The sequence below is a fragment of the Bacteroidales bacterium genome (assembly GCA_021648725.1).
In the GTDB taxonomy this organism is placed as follows: Bacteria; Bacteroidota; Bacteroidia; order Bacteroidales; family JAADGE01; genus JAADGE01.
The window spans coordinates 1-23,282 of sequence record JAKISF010000020.1 but is presented as its reverse complement, the minus strand read 5'-3'; the positions used below and the strand labels follow the sequence as shown (position 1 = coordinate 23,282).

The 23,282-nt window shown below is 30.0% G+C and carries 20 protein-coding genes and 1 tRNA gene; 17 read left to right on the top strand and 4 right to left on the bottom strand.

From position 1 onward, the window contains the following. Positions 1 to 112 precede the first annotated feature (112 nt). From L3J35_08710 to L3J35_08695, 4 genes are read left to right on the top strand one after another with little or no spacing between them, the layout of a single operon-like run. Positions 113 to 1,078: a DUF4465 domain-containing protein gene (locus L3J35_08710; protein ID MCF6366268.1), complete on the top strand. Its 966-nt coding sequence runs from the start codon at positions 113 to 115 to the stop codon at positions 1,076 to 1,078. Positions 1,079 to 1,122: 44 nt separating this feature from the next. Continuing rightward, on the top strand, positions 1,123 to 2,112 hold the full coding sequence (locus L3J35_08705; protein MCF6366267.1) for a T9SS type A sorting domain-containing protein: 990 nt from the start codon (positions 1,123 to 1,125) through the stop codon (positions 2,110 to 2,112). 32 nt (positions 2,113 to 2,144) lie between these two features. Further along, positions 2,145 to 4,100, top strand: coding sequence for a TonB-dependent receptor (locus tag L3J35_08700; protein MCF6366266.1), 1,956 nt, complete (start codon positions 2,145 to 2,147; stop codon positions 4,098 to 4,100). Between the two features lie 5 nt (positions 4,101 to 4,105). After that, positions 4,106 to 5,161 (top strand): hypothetical protein, encoded by a 1,056-nt coding sequence (locus L3J35_08695; GenBank protein ID MCF6366265.1) that lies wholly within the window; start codon positions 4,106 to 4,108, stop codon positions 5,159 to 5,161. A 22-nt stretch (positions 5,162 to 5,183) separates the two neighbouring features. Here the strand turns inward: L3J35_08695 and L3J35_08690 are convergent, their stop codons facing one another. From L3J35_08690 to trxA (L3J35_08675), 4 genes are all read right to left on the bottom strand, one after another. After that, on the bottom strand, positions 5,184 to 5,792 hold the full coding sequence (locus tag L3J35_08690) for a hypothetical protein (GenBank protein MCF6366264.1): 609 nt from the start codon (positions 5,790 to 5,792) through the stop codon (positions 5,184 to 5,186). Continuing rightward, on the bottom strand, positions 5,789 to 6,592 hold the full coding sequence (locus L3J35_08685; protein MCF6366263.1) for a polysaccharide lyase: 804 nt from the start codon (positions 6,590 to 6,592) through the stop codon (positions 5,789 to 5,791). The genes L3J35_08690 and L3J35_08685 overlap by 4 nt, the downstream gene beginning before the upstream one ends. 123 nt (positions 6,593 to 6,715) lie before the next feature. Then, the gene (gene trxA / locus L3J35_08680) at positions 6,716 to 7,135 is read right to left on the bottom strand and encodes a thioredoxin (protein MCF6366262.1); all 420 of its coding nucleotides are present in this window, start codon (positions 7,133 to 7,135) and stop codon (positions 6,716 to 6,718) included. Between the two features lie 110 nt (positions 7,136 to 7,245). Beyond that, positions 7,246 to 7,617 carry a thioredoxin gene (gene trxA / locus L3J35_08675; GenBank protein ID MCF6366261.1) on the bottom strand — a complete coding sequence of 124 codons (372 nt, stop codon included), beginning with the start codon at positions 7,615 to 7,617 and terminating at the stop codon, positions 7,246 to 7,248. Positions 7,618 to 7,804: 187 nt separating this feature from the next. Here trxA (L3J35_08675) and metG point away from each other — a divergent pair, with 187 nt between their 5' ends. The 13 genes from metG to L3J35_08610 all read left to right on the top strand — a co-directional run bounded on the left by metG (position 7,805) and on the right by L3J35_08610 (position 22,447). Then, positions 7,805 to 9,835 (top strand): methionine--tRNA ligase, encoded by a 2,031-nt coding sequence (metG, locus tag L3J35_08670; protein MCF6366260.1) that lies wholly within the window; start codon positions 7,805 to 7,807, stop codon positions 9,833 to 9,835. Positions 9,836 to 9,872: 37 nt separating this feature from the next. Beyond that, positions 9,873 to 10,100, top strand: a complete 228-nt coding sequence (locus L3J35_08665; GenBank protein MCF6366259.1) for a hypothetical protein — start codon at positions 9,873 to 9,875, stop codon at positions 10,098 to 10,100. An 87-nt stretch (positions 10,101 to 10,187) separates the two neighbouring features. Continuing rightward, positions 10,188 to 10,784, top strand: coding sequence for a hypothetical protein (locus L3J35_08660; protein MCF6366258.1), 597 nt, complete (start codon positions 10,188 to 10,190; stop codon positions 10,782 to 10,784). An 11-nt stretch (positions 10,785 to 10,795) separates the two neighbouring features. Further along, complete coding sequence (locus L3J35_08655) at positions 10,796 to 12,736, top strand: OmpA family protein (protein MCF6366257.1); 1,941 nt, start codon at positions 10,796 to 10,798, stop codon at positions 12,734 to 12,736. A gap of 96 nt (positions 12,737 to 12,832) precedes the next feature. Further along, positions 12,833 to 12,914, top strand: a tRNA-Leu gene (locus L3J35_08650). Positions 12,915 to 12,970: 56 nt separating this feature from the next. After that, a complete protein-coding gene (gene tig / locus L3J35_08645) occupies positions 12,971 to 14,335 on the top strand; it encodes a trigger factor (protein MCF6366256.1) in 1,365 nt (454 codons plus the stop codon). 6 nt (positions 14,336 to 14,341) lie between these two features. Beyond that, on the top strand, positions 14,342 to 15,016 hold the full coding sequence (gene clpP, locus L3J35_08640) for an ATP-dependent Clp endopeptidase proteolytic subunit ClpP (protein ID MCF6366255.1): 675 nt from the start codon (positions 14,342 to 14,344) through the stop codon (positions 15,014 to 15,016). Positions 15,017 to 15,039: 23 nt separating this feature from the next. Further along, positions 15,040 to 16,263, top strand: a complete 1,224-nt coding sequence (gene clpX, locus L3J35_08635; protein ID MCF6366254.1) for an ATP-dependent Clp protease ATP-binding subunit ClpX — start codon at positions 15,040 to 15,042, stop codon at positions 16,261 to 16,263. 140 nt (positions 16,264 to 16,403) lie between these two features. After that, entirely contained in the window at positions 16,404 to 17,549 is a 1,146-nt protein-coding gene (locus L3J35_08630) for a HAMP domain-containing histidine kinase (protein ID MCF6366253.1), read from the top strand. A 14-nt stretch (positions 17,550 to 17,563) separates the two neighbouring features. Further along, positions 17,564 to 18,406 (top strand): response regulator, encoded by an 843-nt coding sequence (locus tag L3J35_08625; protein ID MCF6366252.1) that lies wholly within the window; start codon positions 17,564 to 17,566, stop codon positions 18,404 to 18,406. A gap of 280 nt (positions 18,407 to 18,686) precedes the next feature. Continuing rightward, the gene (locus L3J35_08620; GenBank protein ID MCF6366251.1) at positions 18,687 to 18,977 is read left to right on the top strand and encodes an integration host factor subunit beta; all 291 of its coding nucleotides are present in this window, start codon (positions 18,687 to 18,689) and stop codon (positions 18,975 to 18,977) included. Between the two features lie 386 nt (positions 18,978 to 19,363). After that, positions 19,364 to 21,592, top strand: coding sequence for a tetratricopeptide repeat-containing sensor histidine kinase (locus L3J35_08615; GenBank protein MCF6366250.1), 2,229 nt, complete (start codon positions 19,364 to 19,366; stop codon positions 21,590 to 21,592). A 27-nt stretch (positions 21,593 to 21,619) separates the two neighbouring features. Beyond that, positions 21,620 to 22,447, top strand: a complete 828-nt coding sequence (locus L3J35_08610; protein MCF6366249.1) for a response regulator — start codon at positions 21,620 to 21,622, stop codon at positions 22,445 to 22,447. Positions 22,448 to 23,282 lie beyond the last annotated feature (835 nt).

Genomic DNA, 23,282 nt, shown 5'->3' with positions numbered 1-23,282 from the left:
GAGAAAAAGCTTTACGGTGAACATTTTTGCTCATCTTATTTTATACTTCCAAACTTTTCGGGTTAATACTGTTGTTATTTTTTTATTTATTAATTTTTTAAATTTATTTAAAATGAAAAAAAATTTATTTTTAGCAACCGTATTAATCGCATTATTTACAAATGCTTTTAATGCACAAACAATTGTTGACTTTGAAAGTCTGACCGTCCCGGCAGAAGGTTATTATAACGGCTCAACCGACCACAGCGGGACAGTTAACAGTACCGAATCTTTTTCATATTCAGACAACAATGCAACATTTAATATAACATATACTTTAGCCGACGGATATGATTATTGGAACGGATTTGCATATTCCAACCAAACAGACTTAACAACAACAGATTGGACAAATTATTCTGCTTATGCAAATCCTGCAGGCGGATATAACAATTCAAATAATTATGCTTTTGCATATCTTTTTTTCAATGTCGGAGATACAATAATATTTTCCGAAAATGTTGATATTAATACAATATATATAACAAACTCCGTATGGGCTTATCATTATATGAAGGGAACAGACGGAATAGGTACGGGAACTTATGCTGCCGGAGACTCTTTAACTCTTGTTATTAAAGGTATCCTTGCAGATAATACATTTACAACAGATTCTGTTCTGTTTTATATGGCAGATTTCACAAACGGAAATTCAATAATTATTGATAACTGGACAGAAGTTAATTTGAACAACCTTGGTAATGTAAGAGGTCTTAAAATTGATTTATACAGCTCAGATTCTTGGACACCTGCATATGTTTGTATTGATAATATTGTTTACAATTCACCTGTAAACATTTCGTCAACCAAGTTTAAAAATGTTTCAGTTTACCCGAATCCGACAAAAAGCAGTGTAAATATTGACAATGTGCTTAATGCAGATATTTCTGTTATTGACATTACAGGTAAAATAATTTACACAATAAACAATTGTCGTAAAAGTGAGAAAATTGATGTTTCAAACTTAAATACCGGTGTTTATTTTATACGAATTGAAAATAATAACCAAAGCTTTATTAAAAAACTAATTATTGAATAATTTTCAGACTCTGCGGGTTTTGAAAATCCGCAGGGTCTAATAATATGAAGCAACTAATTTCAATATCACTATTTATATTTTTTTTCTGTTCGCCGGGAAAATCTCAATCCTTTGCACCGGCATCCGGTTTTGAAGGAACGACAGCAATTTATAAAGACAGTACAATTTTTATTGATTGGGCAACAGAAACAAAAATTACAAGAGGGTATCAAGATATTGCTTTCCCCGAGAACGGATATGTTGATTACGGAACAGTGGGAAATGCAACAGGCAAAGCTGACGGAAACCCTAATGTTGTGAGTTTGGGTGACGGCGGTTCTGCAATTTTAAAATTCAACTTTCCGATTGTAAACGGAGATGATTACGATTTTGCTGTTTTTGAAAACGGCTTTTTTGAAAACGATACTTCCGAACTTGCATTTCTCGAACTTGCATTTGTTGAAGTAAGTACCGATGGTATCGAATTTGTAAGATTTCCCGCAATTTCAGAAATTCAAACATACACACAAACAGGAAGTTTTGAAAAAATTAATGCACGGTACATTCACAACCTTGCAGGCAAATACACAATGTTTTACGGAACTCCTTTTAATTTAGATGATATTGAAGACTTGACAGACGGAACTTCCGTAAATACAAACGAAATTAATTACATTAAAATAATTGATGTTATAGGTTCAATCAGTGATAATTTGGCAAGTCACGACAGCAAAGGAAACATAATTAATGACCCTTACCCGACGGCTTTTGCTTCGGGAGGTTTCGATTTGGATGCTGTGGGAGTGATTAATAATCAGTCAAATATAAAATTCACGGAAGACATTGTAATAGTTCCCAATCCGGTTAGAGATTTTTTAAATTTCAGAAGTAATATTTCGAAAATTAACAAAGTTGAAGTTTTTTCAGTAACGGGGAAATTAATTATTTCAACTGATAAGAATAATAATATTGATGTTAGAAAATTACGAAAAGGTGTTTATATTTTGAAAGTTTCAAGAAATGAGAAATGCAGTTCGGCTGTGTTTTTTAAATAAGGTTACAGACCTTGCGGGTTTTACTTAAAATTATGGAAAAAAATAAGTTTTACATATTAATTTTAATAAGCTTTTTTTCTGTCAAACTAAAAGCACAAGACACCTTGCAAATAAACGAAGTTGTAAAAAACGCTTCATTTCAAAACACTTTCAGAAATTCAAATGAAGAACTGATTGACAGCACATTACAAGAAAATTATAAATTTGTTTCAATTGATGAGATATTGGCAATACAAACTTCATCGCAAATAAAATCATACGGAGGATTGGGAAATTTATCAAGCATAAGTTTAAGAGGAAGCGGAGCAAACCATGTTGCAATTAATTGGAACGGCTTTATAATAAATTCGGCAACAACAGGAAGCACAGATTTATCCCTTATTCAAACCGGTTTTTTTGATGAAATAAAGATTATTCCGGGGGCATCCTCATCTTTGTACGGAAGCGGAACTTTCGGAGGTGCTTTAGAACTGAATAATTTTGCAGAATACAGCAAAGGATTAAGTTTCAGCACAGGAAATGAAACAGGAAGTTTCAAAACACACAAATATCTTGCAAGTACTTCATTTTCAAACAACAATTTGCAATACAAAATATCGTTCAATAAAATAAATGCCGAAAATAATTTTCCTTTTGTTGATAATTACAAATTTGATGCTCCGCTTGAAAAAAGACAACATAACAGCCTCAACAGTTTTAATATTATTCAAAACATTAAATTAAAACTTCCGAAAAACAACACATTGGAAAGCGGAATTTGGTATGTAATTAAAAACAAAGAAATTCCGGAAATTGCAGGTTCGTATATTGAAGGGAACAAAATGCAAACAGACAGTATTTTCAGAACTTATTTTCGATGGAAAAAACTTTTTAAAAATTCTTTACTTACCGTAAGCTCGGCATATTTTTCAGAATACCTGCATTACACCGACAAAACAAATAGCTATGATACAGAATATTACATAAACTCTGAAATATCAGCAAAGAATTTTGCAAATGACATTTCTTACATATATTATTTAAAAAACAACTTAATTTTAAGCCTTGCCGGAATAATTAACCGGCAACAAGTTTCAACTTCAAATTATTTCGAAAATAAAATTTATGAAGCAGATTATTCGCTTATTTCATCGGTAAAATATACATTTTCGGGCTATAATTTTAAATTTAATTTAAGAAACGAGTTTTCAGAACAAATAAAATATATTCCGCTTTTTGATTTCGGTATAAACAAAGCTTTTTTAAATGACAAAATACTTATAAGCACCAACGTTTCAAATAAATACAGAAAACCGACTTTTAATGAAAGATATTGGCAACCGGGCGGAAACATAAATCTGAATTACGAAACCGGAAATAATGCCGAAATAAGTCTGAAATATTTTTTTAATAATAAGAGTTTTTTTAACACAACATATTATCATTCAAACATTAATGACATGGTTCAATGGATTCCGAAAGATAATGTTTGGACAGCCGTAAATAATAAAAATGTAAAAATAAACGGAATTGAAATAAATATAAATCACAGCCTGAAAACAGGCAAGTTTTCTAACAAAATAATTGCATCATATAATTTTACAAATGCTTTGCTGACTGATGTTTATTCAAATGACGACTATATTATTCCTCAAAAATTGATTTACACACCTACAAATACTGCAAAGTTTTATTTTGCAAGCACATACAAAAAATTTACAATAAGTTTTGCAACGCAATACACAGGAAAAAGATATATAACACAAGAAAATAATGAAGATTATACTTTGCCGGAATATCTTTTATCAAATATTTATGCAAGTTATAATATTGATATTAAGCATTTTAAAACAGAATTTAATTTAAAGTTTTTAAACATTTTTAATAAGCAATACGAAATGATTAAATCATTCCCGTCACCCGGAAGGAGTATTTATTTCAGCATTATTTTAAAATTCAAACAACATATTCAGCAGAAACAATCCGGCAAGCTGTTTCTGTATAAATAAATCAAATGGCAAAGCATTTTCAAATAATATTAATTATAAGTTTTTTAATAACAAGTTTTTTTTCGTGCAAACCAAAACCTGCTCCGAAACAAGAAATTGACCTTTCAAAAGGAATTTTCATAATAAATGAAGGAAACTTTATGTCGAACAACGGCGAAATAAGTTTTTATAACACCGCAAGCGGAGAACTAATAAATAACCTTTATGCAAAACAAAATAATAATGCGGTTCTCGGTGATGTTGTGCAATCTATGTGTATTATTGATACTTTGGGGTTAATAAGCGTAAACAATTCAAGAAAAATTGAAATTGTTGATATAAAAAAATTTAAACATATTAATACAATTACGGATATTTCTTATCCGAGATATATAATTCCCGTCAGGAAGAATATTTGCTATATAACAAACGGAAAAAACTCCGGTGAAGTCTGTGTTATTGATGTTTCTGCAAAAAAAATAATTAAAAGAATTCCTGCAGGAAGCAATCCCGAAAATTTACTCCTCCTAAACAATAAAGTTTTTGTTGCAAACGGTGCTTGGGGACACGACAGCACAATCACTGTTATTAATGCCGAAACCGATGAAATAATCACTACAACTTCCGTTGGAGACGGCACAACAGATTTAGTATCAAGTACAAACAACAACCTGTGGATTCTTTGCCAAGGAAAATCAATTTATGATTATCCGACAGAAACTGCCTCTCAATTAGTTTGCATAAATCCCGAAACTTATGAAATAATTGAAAGAATTAATATCGGTATTACCGGCGATGATTATTATCCCGTAAGGCTTGCATCAGATAAAAAAAACGGTTTAATTTATTATCTCGAAAAATCGGGTGTTTATAAATTAAGTATTAATAATCCGCAACAAAAAGAATTATTTATAACAGGTTCATATTACGGCTTGGAAGTAAATCAAGAAAACGGAAACATTTATGTTTTTAATGACAACGGTTTTTCCGGCACAGGAACAATGACAATTTATAATAAAAGCGGAAATAAAATTTCGAAACCTTTAAAAGTAGGTATCGGACCGAACGGGGCAATTATATAGCTGTGCCGGAACAGTCAGTACATTAAAATAAGATTTTCATTCCGAAAAAAGAATCTTGTTTCCACTTATGAGCAGATATGCCGTAAACTTTAAGATAATTCAACTCATATCGAATAAATAAGGAAATCTTACTTCCTATTTTATATGAAAATTCAGGTAATAAATTAAATGAGCTCCCGTTTGAATAGAACCTTGTCCATAAAGATAAGTTAAATGAAGCATTCTTTATATCTCCGTGAATTGTTGTACTTATTATAGGCTCTGCACCGGTTGTTGCTTCACTTCGTATGTCATTAACTAATCTTATCCTGGTATCTACGCCTAAACCTATTGAGAAGTATATAGGTTTTATCGGATTTGTAAAATAATAATTTATAAACGGAGTAAAATCATATGCACTTTTACTGTAAAAAAACAATGTGCCGTAAGAACGTATTCTGACAGAATAATTTAAGTTTGCTTTTCTTGAAAGAGGAGATATGTATTTCAAATCAGTTACTGCATATAAATATCTGTTACGGTAACTTCCGAAATCAAAGTCTAATTGATGTTTTTGCAGAACATTTCCCTCTTGTCCGAACATCGGTAAAAGAATAAAACAAAACAAAAAAGTAAATATGAGTTTTTTCATGGTGCTACTTCTTTATATGTTGAACCGATTTTTATTTCATCAAAATAAATCGTGTTGGAATGAGGAGTATCACTTTTACCTCTATAATGTCCGAATTTAAAATAATTTCCTGCTCTGTTAAATAAATTTCTATAGTAATACTTATTATCAGAACCGTTAAAAGGTGTTATATAGTTTCCGTTCAGCCGGCACTCTATAAAAGCAGTTTTATCATCACTCCAGTAAATATGAAAGACTACATCTTGCCACTCTCCTTTATTAATGGGATGTTCATCGCCCACTAATATAGTTTCGGTATTAGAGTTCGGATTATCGTTCAATTTTAATGCAATATTGCCGTTAAGGTAAATTAGTGCTACAGGAGGAGACGAACCATGCAACAGAGGCATCGGAGACCAATCTTCACCATTATTAAAATCAGGCATATCATGCCACTGGCAAATTAAGTTGAAGTTTTCATCTACATAACCTGTATCAATCATGAAACTTAATCCGTAAAATACATTTGTTTTATATTTAGCACAATCATAAACAGACAGTTCAGAACGATATCCGTTAAAAATATAATTGCCCGGATTCAAAGTGTTTTTTAATGCAAACTTACCTTTACGAACCGGAGCAGTAACAATTACGGTATTAATCGCAGTATCTGTCTCAAAATATTCATATTGGTTCAAATAACCTGTTTCAAAATTACCCGTAAAATGCAAAACATCCTGCCCGGGAACAGATATCGGTACTTTTCCGCAACTATTACAAGTAATTAAAAGGATAATGAACACATATATTTTATTTTTCATATAGTAAACTTGTATTTCCTCTCGGGTCAAATTTAATATTCAAAAAAAGATTTACCAAAAATTAACACATAAAAAAAGTTGCTTTAAATAAAACAACTTTTAATTTAGAATATTTTTAAAAAACTATTTTTCTACTTTCAAAATATTTGAAACAAGTTCTTCAAATTGCTCTTTACTTCTGTACCCCACAATTTGTTTATACTCACCGTTGGCAGGTACAAATAATAATGTAGGAATACTTCTTACTTTAAATAAGTTTGCCAAGTTCGGGTTTTTATCCGTATTAATTTTATAAACCTGAAGTTTACTTCCGTATTCGGCTTGAATATCTTTTAAATGCGGAGCAATCATTTTACAAGGTCTGCACCAGTCAGCATAAAAATCAATAATCATAGGTTTGTTACCTTCGAACTTCCAAGTTGCATTTTTTTCATAATTCCAAACATTTGCTTTAAATGTTGCTTCGTCTAAAAATGTTACTTTTTGCGAAAAACTATATAATATTCCCAAAAGGAATAAACTTGTAATCATAATCTTTTTCATTGTCATTTGATTTTAAGTGTTAATATACCAATTACAATATAACGATAATTATACCAAAAAATTACCGTAAAAAGAAAACCGCTGGATTTCAACGGCTTTCAAGAAATAATTTATGCCGGTTTTTCAACACCGAGAACATCCGAAATAGCTTTCTCAAAAGTTTCTTTCGGTAAAGCACCTGCAGCCATTTGCGGTTGCCCTTCTTTAGGTACAAATAATAACGACGGAATACTTTGTACTCCAAACATTCCTGCAAGATTTCTTTCTACTTCCGTATCAATTTTATAAATTTGAATTGTGTCTCCGTATTCTGCTTGAAGTTCATCAAGTATAGGAGCAACCATTTTACAAGGTTGACACCAATCTGCATAAAAATCAATTAAACACGGAACATTACCTTCGTATTTCCAATCTTTATTTTTTTCGTAATCGAAAACATTTGCCTTAAACGATTCTTCGTTTAAAAATTCTACTTTTGCCATTTTGTTGTATTAAATTATTTAGATATTTTGTTATTTACATTTGAATTAACATATCAAACAATATGCCTTTCAATATTTTTTGCAAATAACATAAAAAAACATGACAATATTGCGATTTATTCATATATTTTCAGCAAAAAAAGATACTTTTGTCAGTTATTTATTTAAAATATCAAATTTAGTAATTATGCCTGACTATAAAAGATACATGGTAACATCCGCCCTGCCCTATGCAAACGGACCTGTCCACATTGGACATTTGGCAGGTGTTTACATACCTTCCGATATTTATGTACGATATTTAAGATTAAGAGGAGAAGACGTAAAATGGGTTTGCGGTTCCGATGAACACGGTGTACCGATTACTTTAAAAGCAAAGAAAGAAGGAATTTCCCCGCAAGAAGTTGTTGACAGATATCATAATATTATTAAAAATTCTTTCAAAGAGTTTGGAATTTCAGTTGATATATACTCAAGAACCAGCAATAAAATTCATCACGAAACAGCTTCCGACTTTTTTAAAAAGTTAAATGATGAGGGCAAATTCATTGAAAAAACTACCGAACAATATTTTGACACACAAGAAAACCAATTTCTTGCCGACAGATATATAAAAGGTACCTGCCCGAAATGCGGAAACGAAGAAGCATACGGAGACCAATGTGAAAAATGCGGAAGTGCTTTAAGTCCTACCGAACTTATTAATCCGAAATCAACAATAAGCGGTTCAGAACTAAGTTTGAAAGAAACAAAACATTGGTATTTACCTTTGGATAAACATGAACCCTTCCTGAGAAAATGGATTTTGGAAGATCACAAAGAATGGAAACCGAATGTTTACGGACAATGTAAATCTTGGCTTGATTCCGGTTTACATGCAAGAGCCGTAAGTCGAGATTTAAACTGGGGAGTTCCCGTTCCTGTTGAAAATGCAAAAGGTAAAGTTTTATATGTTTGGTTTGATGCTCCGATAGGCTATATATCTGCAACAAAAGAGGTTACAGAAAACTGGGAGAAATACTGGAAAGACCCCGAAACGAAGTTGGTACATTTTATAGGAAAAGATAATATCGTTTTTCATTGCATAATATTCCCCGCAATGCTTAAAGCCGAAGGTTCTTATATTCTGCCTGACAATGTTCCTGCAAATGCTTTTTTAAATTTGGAAAACGATAAAATTTCAACTTCAAGAAACTGGGCTGTTTGGCTGCATGAATACCTTAAAGACTTTAAAGACAAGCAAGATGTTTTAAGATACGTACTTACGGCAATTGCTCCTGAAACAAGAGACAGCGATTTTACATGGAAAGATTTTCAAGAAAGAAACAACAGCGAATTAGTTAATATTTTCGGAAATTTCGTAAACAGAACTTTGGTTCTTACAAAAAAATATTACGACAAAAAAGTTCCGACTCCCGGAGAATATACAAAAGAAGACAAAACTGTGCTCTCAGAAATTAAAAAAATAAAAGAAAGCATTGAGCAAAATATTGAAAATTACAAATTCAGGGAAGCCCTGAAAGATGTTATGAATTTGGCAAGAATCGGAAACAAATATCTTGCCGACACAGAGCCTTGGCATATGATAAAAACTGATACAGAGCGTGTTAAAACAATTATATATGTTTCATTGCAATTAACTGCAAGTTTGTCAGTATTAGTTGAACCGTTTATGCCTTTCACAGCAAAAAAATTAACAGAACTGTTAAATGTTGATAAAATAAGCTGGGAAGATGCAAATAAAGAAATCCTTAAACCCGGTCATATAGTAAATGAACCTGAACTTCTGTTTCAAAAAATTGAAGACAAAGAAATAGAATTTCAAATTAAAAAACTTTTAAAAACAAAAGAAGATAACGCAAAAGAAAATATTAAGCTTCCTTCAGTTAAAGAAACAATAACATTTGACGATTTTCAAAAACTTGACATCAGAACGGCAACAATTATTGAAGCCGAAAAAGTAAAAAAAACAAAGAAGTTATTGAAAATAACACTTGATACAGGAGTTGACAAAAGAACTGTTGTCTCAGGTATTGCAGAATATTACAAACCCGAAGAAATTATAGGCAAACAAGTTCAAGTACTTGTAAATCTTGCACCTCGTAAGTTAAAAGGTATTGAATCGCAAGGAATGATTTTAATGGCAGAAAACCCTGACGGAAAGCTATCATTTGTTTCTCCGGAAGAAAAGTTTGAAAACGGTTCAACAATCAGTTAATATATCGTAACTTTGCAAAAATTTAAAATTAAAAATCATGTTTTTAACAATATTCATACTATCCTTAGCATTAATCGGAATAGCATTAATCGGTCTCGGCATACAAACTTTTTTTTCAAAAAAGAAAGCTTTTCCCGAAACTCGCGTCGGACACAATAAGTCTTTAAGAAAGAAAAAAATATATTGTATTAAAACCGAGCAAGCTGTTTTGGATAAAAACTACAAACAAAAATCTTGGTCTCAACCGACTTGTTCCGATTGTTAGATTCTATCCGTAAAATTTTAATGAAAAGGATGCGTTTATAATAAATGTATCCTTTTTTTTTAATAAATTTGTATAAATCTAAAACTAATGAGAATTATCTTTACAATAATTTTTCTGATATTAAATTTAGGAATTATCTCTGCACAAAGCAGCTTCTCTGCCGGGCTGTTAACAGTCAGCACCCACCCTTTTGCAGAACAAAACCTTCCGCTTCATCAAAACTCATTTGATAATAAAGGTTATGTAACTTTTGAACCCGGAATAATAATGTCTTATGACAGATTTTTAATTAAAAACTTATCTTTCAGAGCAACAACCGCTGTTATGAACGACAGGTTCAATTTACTTTCCGGTTACAGCCAAGTTCTGTTAAGATATAAATTATTCAAACATTTTAAACATTCTCTCTATTTCGGTGTCGGTTCTGCTATTTTTTATGATACCGACAAAACAAGTATTGAAAATTTTGTAAACGAAGATAATTATATAATAGGAAAAAATGCAATGTATAAAATAGGATGGCTGAGCGGAATGGTTGAATACAACTATTATTTATCAAAAAAAGTTGATTTAGCAATAACTTTAAATCATTCACATTCTCGTTCTCTTGCAATAAGTTTCGGCGTTAGAATCGACATTCCCGATCCGAACGGCAAAGGTTGCGATTGCCCGAGTTTCAGATAATATCAAAAAAAATGAAGAAGTTTATATTTATACTGCTAATATTCTCTTGCGGACAATTACTCTCCCAAAATTTATCGACTAAAAATAAAAAAGCAATTGAATATTTCAATAAGGCATACAGCTATTATAATGCCTACAATTACGAAAAAGCAATTTACTGGTCGGAACAAGCTATTTCAAAAGACAAAAATTTCATAGAAGTATATTATTTATTATCAGACATATATGACGAAACAAAACGTCCTGCATATAAAATTCTGACATTAAAAAAAGCAATAGCAATTAATCCGCAAAAAAGTTCAATGGCATATTTTACTCTTGCAAAAACCGAATTATCAATAGGAAAATATGAAGATGCAAAAAGACATTTACTTGAACTAAAAAAACATGACACTTCCGGAAGATATGCACCTCAAACAAAAAATTATATAAAAAGATGCGACTTCGGAATAAATGCAATTAAAAATCCCGTAAATTTCAAACCTGTTAACTTAGGAAAAAACATTAACTCAGAATATAACGAATATTTACCTGCCATAACAGCTGATGAACAAACATTAATTTATACACGTTTAATCGGCTCAGGAAAAAGATATGACGACGGCACTTTAGAAATGCAGGAAGATTTTTTTATTTCAGAAAAAGAAAATAATACCTTCAAAAAAGCAACAGCATTGGGCGAACCTTTAAACACAATAGGAAACGAAGGAGCACAAAGCATTTCGGCAGACGGAAAAACACTTTTTTTTACTTCTTGCGAATACGAAAGCGGCAAAAGTTATCACGGAAAAACATACGGAAGTTGCGATATTTTTGTTTCTCACAAAACCGGTGATAACTGGTCGCAACCGGAAAATCTCGGTGCTGTCGTAAATTCAAAATATTGGGAATCTCAACCTTCTTTTTCAGCCGACGGAAAAACTTTGTACTTTGCATCCAACCGTCCCGGCGGAAAAGGTAAAATTGATATTTGGAAAACCGAACTTCAAGAAGATAACACTTGGACAAAACCGGTAAATCTCGGCAATTCAATTAACACAAAAGGTCATGACCAATCACCTTTTATCCATTACGATAATAAAACTTTATATTTTGCATCAAACGGGCATCTCGGATTAGGAAAACAAGATTTATTTTTATCAAGAAAAGACAGTTCCGGTAATTTCGGCAAAGCAAAAAACTTAGGTTACCCTATTAATACATTTGATGAAGAGGTAAGCCTAACTATAAACGCAAAAGGAAACAAAGCATATTATGCATCTTCAAAAAAATCAAAATTCGGAGGCTTAGACCTATATACTTTTGAACTTACACCCGAGAACCAACCGCACAAAGTTACTTATATCAAAGGAATTGTATATAATGCCGAATCAGTTGAAAAATTAGATGCAAACATAAAATTAATTAACCTCTCAAACAATTCAACCGTTGCTCAATCAATTTCCGATAAAGAAACAGGAGAATTTCTAATTTGTATTCCGGCAGGACAAGATTATGCCTTTAATGTTTCAAAAGAAGGATATTTATTTTATTCCGAATCATTTTCATTAACAAAAAGTTCAGACTCATTAAAAGTTTACCGTTTTGACATTCCCCTCTCTCCTATCCGAAAAGGCAAAAAAACAATTTTAAAAAACATTTTCTTTGAAGTCGATTCATATAAATTAGAAGAGAAATCACTATCCGAACTTGAAAAACTATATAGTTTCTTACAAACCAATCAAAAATTAAGAGCAGAAATAAGCGGACACACAGATAATACCGGAAACGAAACACACAACAAACAACTTTCCCTGAACAGAGCAAAAGCAGTTTACGATTATTTAATCTCAAAAGGAATTTCTGAAAACAGAATAATATATAAAGGCTACGGAAGCCTATTACCTATCGACACAAATAATACCGAAAAAGGCAGAAAAAATAACAGGCGTACTGAATTTAAAATAATTTGATGTTGTTAAAAACCTCAGAGGGAATTAAATCATAAGAAAAAATTCTGTAAAAGTTTTGTATAAAAAAAAAATAAAGTACTTTTGCAAACGCAAAATGCGGATGTGGTGAAATTGGTAGACACGCTAGACTTAGGATCTTGTGCCGTAAGGTGTGGGGGTTCGAGTCCCTTCATCCGCACAATCCGCCTGTATTTTGCAGGCGGATTTTATTTTATATAAATAATTAAGTAAATTATGAATATTACAAGAACCGAAAAAGATGAGTTAAACTCAGTTATTTCATTAAAAATAAATGTTGAAGATTATGAGCCGAAAGTAAACAGTGAATTAAAAGAATACAGAAAAAAAGCTCAAATAAAAGGTTTCAGACCGGGGAAAGCTCCTATCGGTTTAATAAAAAAAATGGTCGGCAACCAAATCGTTATGCAAGAAGTTGATAAACTCGTATCTGAAAGTTTAACAAAATATTTGATAGACGAAAAATTAGATATATTAGGTCAGCCTCTGCCTTCTGACAAACAACAACCTGTTGATATTATTAATGAAACAGAACACGAATTCTTATTTGATGTAGGTTTAGCTCCTAAAATTGATTTAACAATAGACAAAAAAACTTCTATCCCTTATTACAAAATTAAAATTGATGATAAATTAATTAACGATGAAATAGAAAGGCACAGAAATCAATTTGCAAAAGCAGAAAAAAAAGATACCATTGAAGGAACTTCTTATGTAAAAGGTAATGTAATACAAACAGATAAAGAAGGCAAAGTTATTCAAGACGGAATTTTTTCGGAAGATACAATGATTGCAACAGACATTATTAAAGATGAAAAAGAAAAGAAAAAATTTATAGGTGCAAAAATTGATGACACAGTAACCTTTGATATCAAAAAAGCATTCCCGAATAATACTGAAATTGCAGGAATTCTAAAAATTGATAAAGAAAAAGTTGATGAAATTGAATCTCACTTTCAATTCGTAATATCTGAAATCACAAATTATGTCCCTGCTGAAATTAACCAAGAACTTTTTGATAAAGTATTCGCAAATGAAAAAATAAAAACAGAAGAAGAATACAAAGAAAAAATCAAAGCAAATATTGAAAAAGTTTACAAAGATGAATCTGAATACAGATTAGGAGTGGATGCAAAAGAGAAATTATTATCAAAATCCGATGTAAAATTACCCGAAGAATTCATGAAAAAGTGGTTAAAAGCTACCGATAAAGAAGGTAAACTTACTGATGAAATTTTAGAAAAAGAATATCCCCTGTTTGAAAAAGATACAATTTGGCAACTTATAAAAAGCTCTATTTCTAAAAATCAAGAGTTTAAAGTTACGGAAGAAGAATTACGACAAGAATCAAGAAAATTTACCGAAGCACAGTTTATGCAATATGGTTTACCTTTAAATTCAATGTCAGAAGAACAAATGGCATCTTTTATCGATAAAAATCTTGAAAAAGCAGAAGACAGAAACAGATTTGCAGAACGTGCCGTTGAAAATAAAGTAATAAATTATATTAAAGAAAATGCTAAATTAGAAGAAAAAGCAATATCTTTAGACGATTTTAAAAAGTTATACGAACAAAAATAAATTAAAATGGATAACAATGAATTTAACAAATATGCAACAAAGCATAAAGGTATAAGCAGCCTTAATCTTCACAGATATTATAAAGCAGTTCAAAGCAGCTATATTTCGCCTACAATCATTGAAGAACGACAACTGAATGTTGCCCAAATGGACGTATTTTCTCGTTTAATGATGGACAGAATAATTTTTCTGGGGTTACCTATTGACGAATATGTTGCAAACATAATTCAAGCACAATTGCTTTTCTTAGAATCTTCCGACCCCTCAAAAGATATTCAAATTTATATAAATTCTCCCGGCGGAGGTGTTTATGCAGGTCTCGGAATTTATGATACAATGCAGTATATCAGTTCCGAAGTTGCAACAACGTGTACGGGTATGGCAGCATCAATGGCAGCAGTTCTTTTGGTTGCCGGAGAAAAAGGAAAACGTGCAGCATTAAAACATTCAAGAGTAATGATTCATCAACCTATGGGTGGTGCACAAGGACAAGTCTCTGATATCGAAATTACTTTTAATGAAATTAAAAAATTAAAAGACGAACTTTATCATATAATTGCAAAACATTCAGGTAAAACATTAAAGCAAATTGAAAAAGATTCTGACAGAGACTACTGGATGCGTTCTGAAGAAGCCGTAAAATACGGTATGATTGACAAAGTATTATTAAAAGAAAAATAAATTATCATTTTAATTAGTTCCTTATGGATAAATGCTCTTTTTGCGACAGAAAAAGAAACGAAGTCGAATTTTTGATTTCCGGTGTATCCGGTTTTATATGTGACGAATGTACCGGTAGAGCATATGAAATTGTTGCAGAAGAATTCAAGGATAAGAAAGATAAAAGTAAATTTGACATAAATAGTGTTAAATTAAAAAAACCGAAAGAAATTAAGAAATTTCTCGATCAATATATTATCGGACAAGACCAAGCAAAAAAAGTATTATCGGTTGCAGTTTATAACCATTATAAAAGATTATCCGTTCCGGAAAAATCTGATGATGAGGTTGAAATTGATAAATCTAATATTATTTTAGTTGGTGAAACAGGAACCGGAAAAACATTACTTGCAAAAACAATTGCAAAAATGTTGCAGGTTCCTTTCACTATTGTTGACGCAACAGTATTAACAGAAGCTGGCTACGTAGGAGAAGATATTGAAAGCCTGTTAACCCGGTTGTTACAAGCAGCAGACTTTAATGTTGAAGCAGCCGAACAAGGCATCGTTTTTATTGATGAAATTGATAAAATTGCACGAAAAGGTGATAATCCTTCAATAACAAGAGATGTTTCCGGAGAAGGTGTTCAGCAAGGACTTTTAAAACTTCTCGAAGGTTCAGTTGTAGGTGTTCCGCCCAAAGGAGGCAGAAAACATCCCGAACAAAATTTAATTCAGATTAATACTAAAAATATTCTTTTTATTGCAGGGGGGGCTTTTGACGGTATAGAAAAGAAAATAGCACGCCGATTAAATACACAAGTTGTAGGATTTGATAAAAAAGCAACCGAAAAAATAGACAAAGAAAATTTCCTGCAATATGTTGCTCCGCAAGATTTAAAATCATTCGGTCTTATTCCTGAAATAATCGGTCGCTTACCGGTATTATCTCATTTAAATCCTCTTGACAGGGACGTTTTAAGGCTTATCTTAACAGAACCGAAAAATTCAATAATTAAGCAATATACAAAACTATTTGAAATTGACGGTATTAAGCTGAAATTCGACAAAAAAGTATTTGAATACATTGTAGATAGAGCAATTGAATACAAAATAGGAGCAAGAGGGCTGAGGTCTATTTGCGAATCAATAATGACAGATGCAATGTTTGATTTACCTTCTCAAAATGTTAAAGAATTTAAAGTTACTCTTAAATATGCAAAAGAAAAAATAGAAAAAACTGATATTACAAAATTAAAAGTAGCTTAAATTACTTAATAATCTGAGTTTGGTATAAGTTTTACTAAAAAATCAACTGTTGTTGATTTTTTTTTTTGATATGTACAGCAAAAGAAAATATTTAAAAACTCAAATTAATTATATATATTGCAATAGCAAAAACCGGTTTTATGAATTACTTCCTTTTGATAATAATTATTTCTATTTTATTAATTATTACCATAGTATTAATTTTTAGACAAAAATTATTAATAAAAAGTCAAATAATATCAAAGCTTAATAAAATAAATACCGACCAAAAACAAGAGTTAATTCAAAAAAACAAAGAAGTTAAAGTCAAAACAGACAAACTTACCGAAAAAGCAATTGATTTAATGGTATTAAATCGAGAAATAAGACTACAGAGTAAACTTCGTGAAGGTTTAACCGGTATGATTGTACACGATTTAAAAAACCCTATAAGCAGCATAATTAATATTTCAGAAAATAAAGAAGTAAAGTTTTTTGCCGAAGAAATACTGACAATGGTAGAAAACATTCTTGACGTACAAAAATACGAAGGAATGATTATGCCCCTAAATAAGAAGGAATATAACCTGAAAGAAATCTCAGATAATGCAATTAAACAAGTTGAGTTATTTGCAGAACACAAAAACATAAAAATTGAAAATCGAATACACAGCGGATTAATTGTTTTTGCCGACAATGAAATTCTAAGACGGATAATTGTTAACCTACTGTCAAACTCAATCAAATATTCTCATGCAAACAGCTCAATATTAATAAATTATGAAACAAATAAAGAGAAATCTAAGGTTGCAATAAAAGTTGTTGATACAGGAATAGGAGTCAAAGAAGATAAAATTGATTTAATATTCAGTAAGTTCAAACAAGTTATGGCAAAGAAAACAGGAATGGCAAGATCCACCGGTTTAGGTTTAACTTTTTGTAAAATAGCGGTAGAAGCTCATAACGGAAAAATAAATGTAGAATCAATACCCGACAAATATACAGTCTTCTCTTTTTCAATTGATTTAGCAGAAGAAAACGCTGTGATAAATAATAATAAAGTACCAAAAAGAAAAACAACTAAGAATGTTCTCATTAAAAAAGATGAAGAGTATTTACAAGTTTTTTGTAAACAACTTAAAAACCTTGAAGTATATGAAATTAGTTTACTCCGAAAAGTAACAACCCAAATTGACGAAAATTTCTCGGAAGGCATTAAAAAATGGAAGAAAAAATTAAATAACGCTATTTATAATTGTAATCCGGAACTATATAAAGAAATAATAAACTCTGTTTCCGAAAAATAATAACATAAAATATTTTGAAAACACTAAAAAATAAAATATTAGTTGTTGATGATAACCCTCATATTATCAACACAATTTTAGACATCCTTTTACAGCATGATGAAAACACAATTTTCTTTCAGGCAAATAACGGAGATATTGCCTTTAAAATTGCAGAACTAAAATTACCCGACTTAATTATTACAGATTGGGATATGCCCGTTGTAAACGGAATTGAACTGATTAAAAAACTTCAAAAAAATAAAAACACAAAAGAGATTCCTATTATAATGGCAACTGCTGTTATGCAATCTTCAGCAGATTTAAAAACGGCACTAAATGCCGGTGCAGTTGATTACATCAGAAAACCCATAGATTCCGTTGAACTGTGTGCAAGAGTAAAATCTGTTCTTAAGATTTCTGAATATAACAAGCAAATTATTGAAAATAAAAATCAAGAAATAGCCGAAAATGCTTTAATGTTAATCAGAAATAATAAATTTAATATTCAAATAATAAAAAAACTGAAAGAATTATACACAAAATTACCCGAAAAAGATGAAGAAATACATAACTTATTTGAATACATCATAAAAAGTATTGATGAAAAAGTAAAACAAGATTCATGGCAAAGATTTGAAATAATATTTGAGTCGGGTAATAAAGATTTCAGTAAAAAACTTCTTGAAAAATACCCCAATTTAACAAACGCCGAAATAAAACTAAGTATTTTCTTGCGTTTGGGTATGAATACAAAAGATATTTCTTCTGCATTATTTCAAAGCCCTGAAAGCGTTAAAGTTGCTCGTTCTCGTTTACGTAAAAAACTTAATTTGGACAGCAAACAAAACCTTTCGGCATTTTTTGCTTCTGTTTAATTTATACCTTCTAATAACACATTTAAATCGTTACAAACCGAAAAGTCTTTCATTTTGTTAACCTTTTGCTAACTTTTTTATAAAGAATTAAGTAGTAATTTTATTAAAATTGTGCCCTTGTACTATTTAAATATGCAATAATGAAAAAAAATAAAGATAAAAAAGGAATTATAGAACAAGCAGAAAACATTATTAAAGATTGTGAGGAGCAAATAAAAGAACTTAAGGAAATAGTTGAAATAAAAAATGACAAAAATATAAATCATAACAAGTAAACAAAATGACAAAATCAGAATTAATAACATTGATATCTCATCAAACCGGAATAGATAATACTGAGGTAAAAAAGATTGTAGAATCTCTTGCAAAAAACATAAAAGATTCATTAAAAAACAATAATAATGTTTATTTAAGAGGCTTCGGAAGCTTCTTAGTTGTGAAAAAAGCAAAAAAAACAGCTCGAGATATTCGAAAGAATAAATCAGTTATTATTCCCGAACATTTTGCTCCTAAGTTTAAACCGGTAAAAGCTTTTAAAGACAGCATTAAAGAAAACATTAAAAATTCTTAAAACAAACTAATAAACAGTGTCTTAAAAAGTCGATTTAAAAATCGGCTTTTTTTATTTTTCTTTATTTGTATTAAATTTCCGATGATTTTACAATATAGAAAAAACCTGAGTCTGACATAAGATTTACTTACAATTTCAGACAATTAGCTTCTGAACAAAATAAATTTATACAGCACTATCGGGATAATTCAAGGAAATTTGATGAAGTTTAGGAGTTAATTATAGAAATCTTTAAAAGAAAAAACAAAAGCACATCATCTTTGAATTGAAAACCGGTTATAATTTCTTTATTTTCAATTCAAATCTAATACACTCTTGTTTTTCTCATAAATAAATCTTATGTCGAATTCAGGTTAATATTCAATTTAATAGTAACTTTGTAATAGATGAAAAAAATTATTGTCTTATTTTTTTGTTTTTATCCGGCTATACAATATGCTCAAATAAAAAAGATTGACAGTCTTAAAATTATTTTAGCCGACTGTGAAAATGATTCTTGCATTACTGAGGTCAGCAAAAATATTTTTTGGCTGTTGTCAGATTATGACGTTGACGAAGCTTTTTTATTTGCAAAAGAAAAATATAACTACTTTAATTCTTCCGGTTATGAAAAAGGAATTGCATACAGTGCACAAGAGCTGACAATTATTTATCGGAAATTCGGCGATTATGCTTCTTCAATCAAAATTTTAAACAATGCTTTGAATAATGTTAAAAAGCCGGAATTCAGAATTTTTTTACTGCAAAATCTTGCCGAAGAATATCGTGCAACAGAAAATCATACAGATGCCGTAAAAATATTAAACGAAGCTCTCAAAATTGCATACTTATTTCAAGACGATTTTAATATAGCACATATATACAACCGAATGGCTGCAAACAACTTTAAGTTGGGAACATTTGAAGAATTAAAAAACAATATTGATTCTTCCGAATTTTATGCTGAAAAAATTGAAAGTCTGTCTTTGATTGCAAGTAACTACGAAATATTAGGTGCTGTTTACAGTTTCCAAAACAAGCACAAAAAAGCAATATCATTTTATAGACGTTCAATGACATTAAATTTGAAACTTAAAGATACAATTGCTCTTCAAAATAACTATAATAATTTAGGAAACGCTTATTTTTTAATGGAGGATTATTCCGAAGCAATTAAGTATCTTAATAAAAGTGCTGAAATTTGTGCTGCAAAAAACTTTAAAATGAACCTTCTTAATTCAATAACTTATCTAGGTCACACATACAGAAAAATTAAAGATTATGAAAAAGCAAGCTTCTACTTTGACTCGGCACTTGATATGAGGGTTCATTTATTTAATGAACAAAGAGATACAGAAATTCAAAATTACATTAAAAAATATGAATTTCAGAAAAAAGAAGTTCAGATAAACCAACAAAACCAACTGTTAGTGCAAAAAGAAATTATTATAAGTCAGCAAAAAAAACAAAAACACGGATTATTAATAGCATTTTTTCTGGCTTTAGCAATATTAACAATACTTCTGCTTCTCAGACGAAAACTAATCAGTAAAAACGATAAAATCTCAAAACAGAGAATAGGCTTAGAAAAAATAAATGCGGAATTATTAAATAAAAATAAAAAAATAAACAGACAAAAGAATGTCCTTGATTTAATTTCTGACAAATACTTCAAAAGCTATAAAAATGAAGAAAAACAAAAACAGTTAATAATTGAACAAAAACAACAGTTAGAAAAAATATCAAATTTTAAAGAACTGCAAACACAAATGATAGTTCATGATTTAAAAAACCCCTTGAGTCGGATAATCGAAACAACAAACGATAATATAAAGCTTCGGAATAATGCTCTTTTCATGCTTAACCTTGTCGAAAACATTTTAAATATTTCAAAAATACGGCAAGATTTTTTTAGTATTAATTTTCAACAAATCGGGCTAAATGATGTTATTCAAGACGCAATTAATTCTACTGAATTTTTATTTATAAATAAAGGTATTGAATTTAATAATGAGTTAGATTATAATTATACTGTTTTATCTGACTTCGAAATTTTAAAAAGAATATTTATAAATATTTTTACAAATGCAGTAAGGTACACAAATTCAGGGGGAGAAATATATGTCCGGGCAAAAAAAGTAAAAGATAAACTGCAAATTGAAGTAAAAGATACCGGAATAGGGATTGAAAAAGAAAAAATAAACGAAATATTTGAAATTTACAAATCAAGCATATCTGAGAAATCGCATAATGTAAGTTCTTCCGGCATAGGATTATATTTTGTGAAAAAAGCTGTTGAAGCTCACGGCAGGAATATAATTGTTTTATCAGAACCGAACAAAGGAACAAGTTTTATTTTTGAACTGAAACTAATTGAGAAAAAACGAAAAGGAATTATACCAAAAAAAGTGGAAGCCGAAAAAATTAGTTTAACTGAAAATGATAAAGCTGTATTAAAACCATACATTAATAAGTTAAAGAAAATTAAAATTTATGAAATTAGTGAATTAAAAACTGTATTAAACCAAATAGTTGACAACGGCAGAAATATTAAAAAATGGAAAAAAGAATTATCAAAAAGTATTGAAAATTACAATACAAAACTTTTTGAGATTTTATTAACCGTTGAAAATTAAAAAAACTTACTTCACAATATAACAATTATGCTGAAAAAAATTTTAGTAGTTGATGATATTCTTGAAAACATTCAAATTATTGTTTCAATTTTTGAAAAATACAAACCTGAATATAAACTATATCAAGCACCCGACGGAAAAATTGCTTTATCAATTGCCGAGAAAATTATACCCGATATAATTATTTCTGATTGGGACATGCCTGAAATGGACGGAATCTCATTTGTAAAACTTGTTAAAAAAAATAAAGATTTGAGAGATATTCCAGTGATAATGGCAACCGGAGTTATGGTAAGTGTTGAAAATTTACAAACAGCTTTAGATGCAGGTGCTGTTGACTATATAAGAAAACCTATAAACGAAGTTGAACTTGTTGCCAGAACTGTTTCTGCATTAAACATGGCTGAATACAATAATAATATCTTAAAAAAGAAAAATCAAGAGCTTATTGAGAATACACTTTTTTTAATCCGAAATAATAAATTTAATCAACAAACTGCCTATAAAATGCAAGAACTGATTAAATTAATAAAAAATAATAAAACAATAAAAATAGCAGAAGAAATAATAAAAAATATTGATACAAAAATTAAAACAGACAGTTGGAAACGTTTTGAAATAGCCTTTAATTCAGTTAATGAGTATTTTTATCAAAACATTTCAGCTGATGTTCCGAATTTAACTCAATCCGAAATAAAACTTGCCGCATTCTTAAAACTTGGTTTAAGTTCAAAAGATATTGCTTCTGTTATGTATGTTTCCGCAGAAAGTGTAAAGGTTTTCCGTTCTCGTTTTCGAAAAAAATTAAATATTGACCAATCTGTGAACCTGCAATCATTTCTCTCGAAATATTAAACTCACAAATAACCCACATCTTACTTATTATCAGAATATTCTGTACTATTCTTGTTTTTCTTAAAAATAATATTAACCTAAGTTCGATATACATATTTATCTTACCGAAAAACAAAAATACGTTAGGTTCGGACTGAAAATTATGAAATTATAACGAGTTATTATGAGAGATTTTCTGTTAAAAGATGATGTGCTTTTGTTTTTTTATTTTAAAGATTTCTATAATTAACTCCTAAACTTCATCAAAATTCCTTAAATTATCCCGATAATACTGCATAAATTTGTTTTGTTTAGAAGCTAATTGTCTGAAACTGTGAGCAAATCTTATATATAGCCCGGGTTGTTAACCTTTTGTTATCTTGTTTTTAAATATTTACCGAATAAATGTCATAATTTTGTAAAAAAAGATATTAATGTCCGAAAAAAATAAAGTGAAAGAAAAAAACATCGAAGAAATAATCGAACAATACTCCGGGCAGAATGAAGCACTGGAAAAATTGTTGAAAAAATTAAAACTCGATGAAAAAGAAAAGAACACAAAATGAATAATACTGTTAAATTATCATTCATAACCATTTTGCTCCGAAATAATAAACAAATCAAATTTAGCTGTCAAGCAAAAAAGAATTATTATATAGATTAAAGGCAATAGAAACTTAAAGCCCGAAAAGCGAAAAAATTACAAGCACGTATATTGCAACAAATAATTTAGGGCTTGCTGATTTTTAAATTAGATGAACATAATTATTTGAGGCACAGCAAAATAATAGCAAAAAACATGTTGAAATATTTGTATAAGTGCAATGCTTTTTATATATTTATAGCATAAAACCTT

Excerpts from the sequence above, each read along its gene's own strand:
- trxA (MCF6366261.1), bottom strand. The coding sequence starts at position 7,617 with ATGGCAAAAGTAGAATTTTTAAACGAAGAATCGTTTAAGGCAAATGTT.
- L3J35_08610 (MCF6366249.1), top strand. The coding sequence starts at position 21,620 with ATGCTGAAAAAAATTTTAGTAGTTGATGATATTCTTGAAAACATTCAA.
- trxA (MCF6366262.1), bottom strand. The coding sequence starts at position 7,135 with ATGAAAAAGATTATGATTACAAGTTTATTCCTTTTGGGAATATTATAT.
- L3J35_08695 (MCF6366265.1), top strand. The coding sequence starts at position 4,106 with ATGGCAAAGCATTTTCAAATAATATTAATTATAAGTTTTTTAATAACA.
- metG (MCF6366260.1), top strand. The coding sequence starts at position 7,805 with ATGCCTGACTATAAAAGATACATGGTAACATCCGCCCTGCCCTATGCA.
- L3J35_08705 (MCF6366267.1), top strand. The coding sequence starts at position 1,123 with ATGAAGCAACTAATTTCAATATCACTATTTATATTTTTTTTCTGTTCG.
- L3J35_08700 (MCF6366266.1), top strand. The coding sequence starts at position 2,145 with ATGGAAAAAAATAAGTTTTACATATTAATTTTAATAAGCTTTTTTTCT.
- L3J35_08660 (MCF6366258.1), top strand. The coding sequence starts at position 10,188 with ATGAGAATTATCTTTACAATAATTTTTCTGATATTAAATTTAGGAATT.
- L3J35_08685 (MCF6366263.1), bottom strand. The coding sequence starts at position 6,592 with ATGAAAAATAAAATATATGTGTTCATTATCCTTTTAATTACTTGTAAT.
- L3J35_08710 (MCF6366268.1), top strand. The coding sequence starts at position 113 with ATGAAAAAAAATTTATTTTTAGCAACCGTATTAATCGCATTATTTACA.
- clpP (MCF6366255.1), top strand. The coding sequence starts at position 14,342 with ATGGATAACAATGAATTTAACAAATATGCAACAAAGCATAAAGGTATA.
- L3J35_08665 (MCF6366259.1), top strand. The coding sequence starts at position 9,873 with ATGTTTTTAACAATATTCATACTATCCTTAGCATTAATCGGAATAGCA.
- L3J35_08630 (MCF6366253.1), top strand. The coding sequence starts at position 16,404 with ATGAATTACTTCCTTTTGATAATAATTATTTCTATTTTATTAATTATT.
- clpX (MCF6366254.1), top strand. The coding sequence starts at position 15,040 with ATGGATAAATGCTCTTTTTGCGACAGAAAAAGAAACGAAGTCGAATTT.
- L3J35_08620 (MCF6366251.1), top strand. The coding sequence starts at position 18,687 with ATGACAAAATCAGAATTAATAACATTGATATCTCATCAAACCGGAATA.
- L3J35_08690 (MCF6366264.1), bottom strand. The coding sequence starts at position 5,792 with ATGAAAAAACTCATATTTACTTTTTTGTTTTGTTTTATTCTTTTACCG.
- L3J35_08655 (MCF6366257.1), top strand. The coding sequence starts at position 10,796 with ATGAAGAAGTTTATATTTATACTGCTAATATTCTCTTGCGGACAATTA.
- tig (MCF6366256.1), top strand. The coding sequence starts at position 12,971 with ATGAATATTACAAGAACCGAAAAAGATGAGTTAAACTCAGTTATTTCA.
- L3J35_08615 (MCF6366250.1), top strand. The coding sequence starts at position 19,364 with ATGAAAAAAATTATTGTCTTATTTTTTTGTTTTTATCCGGCTATACAA.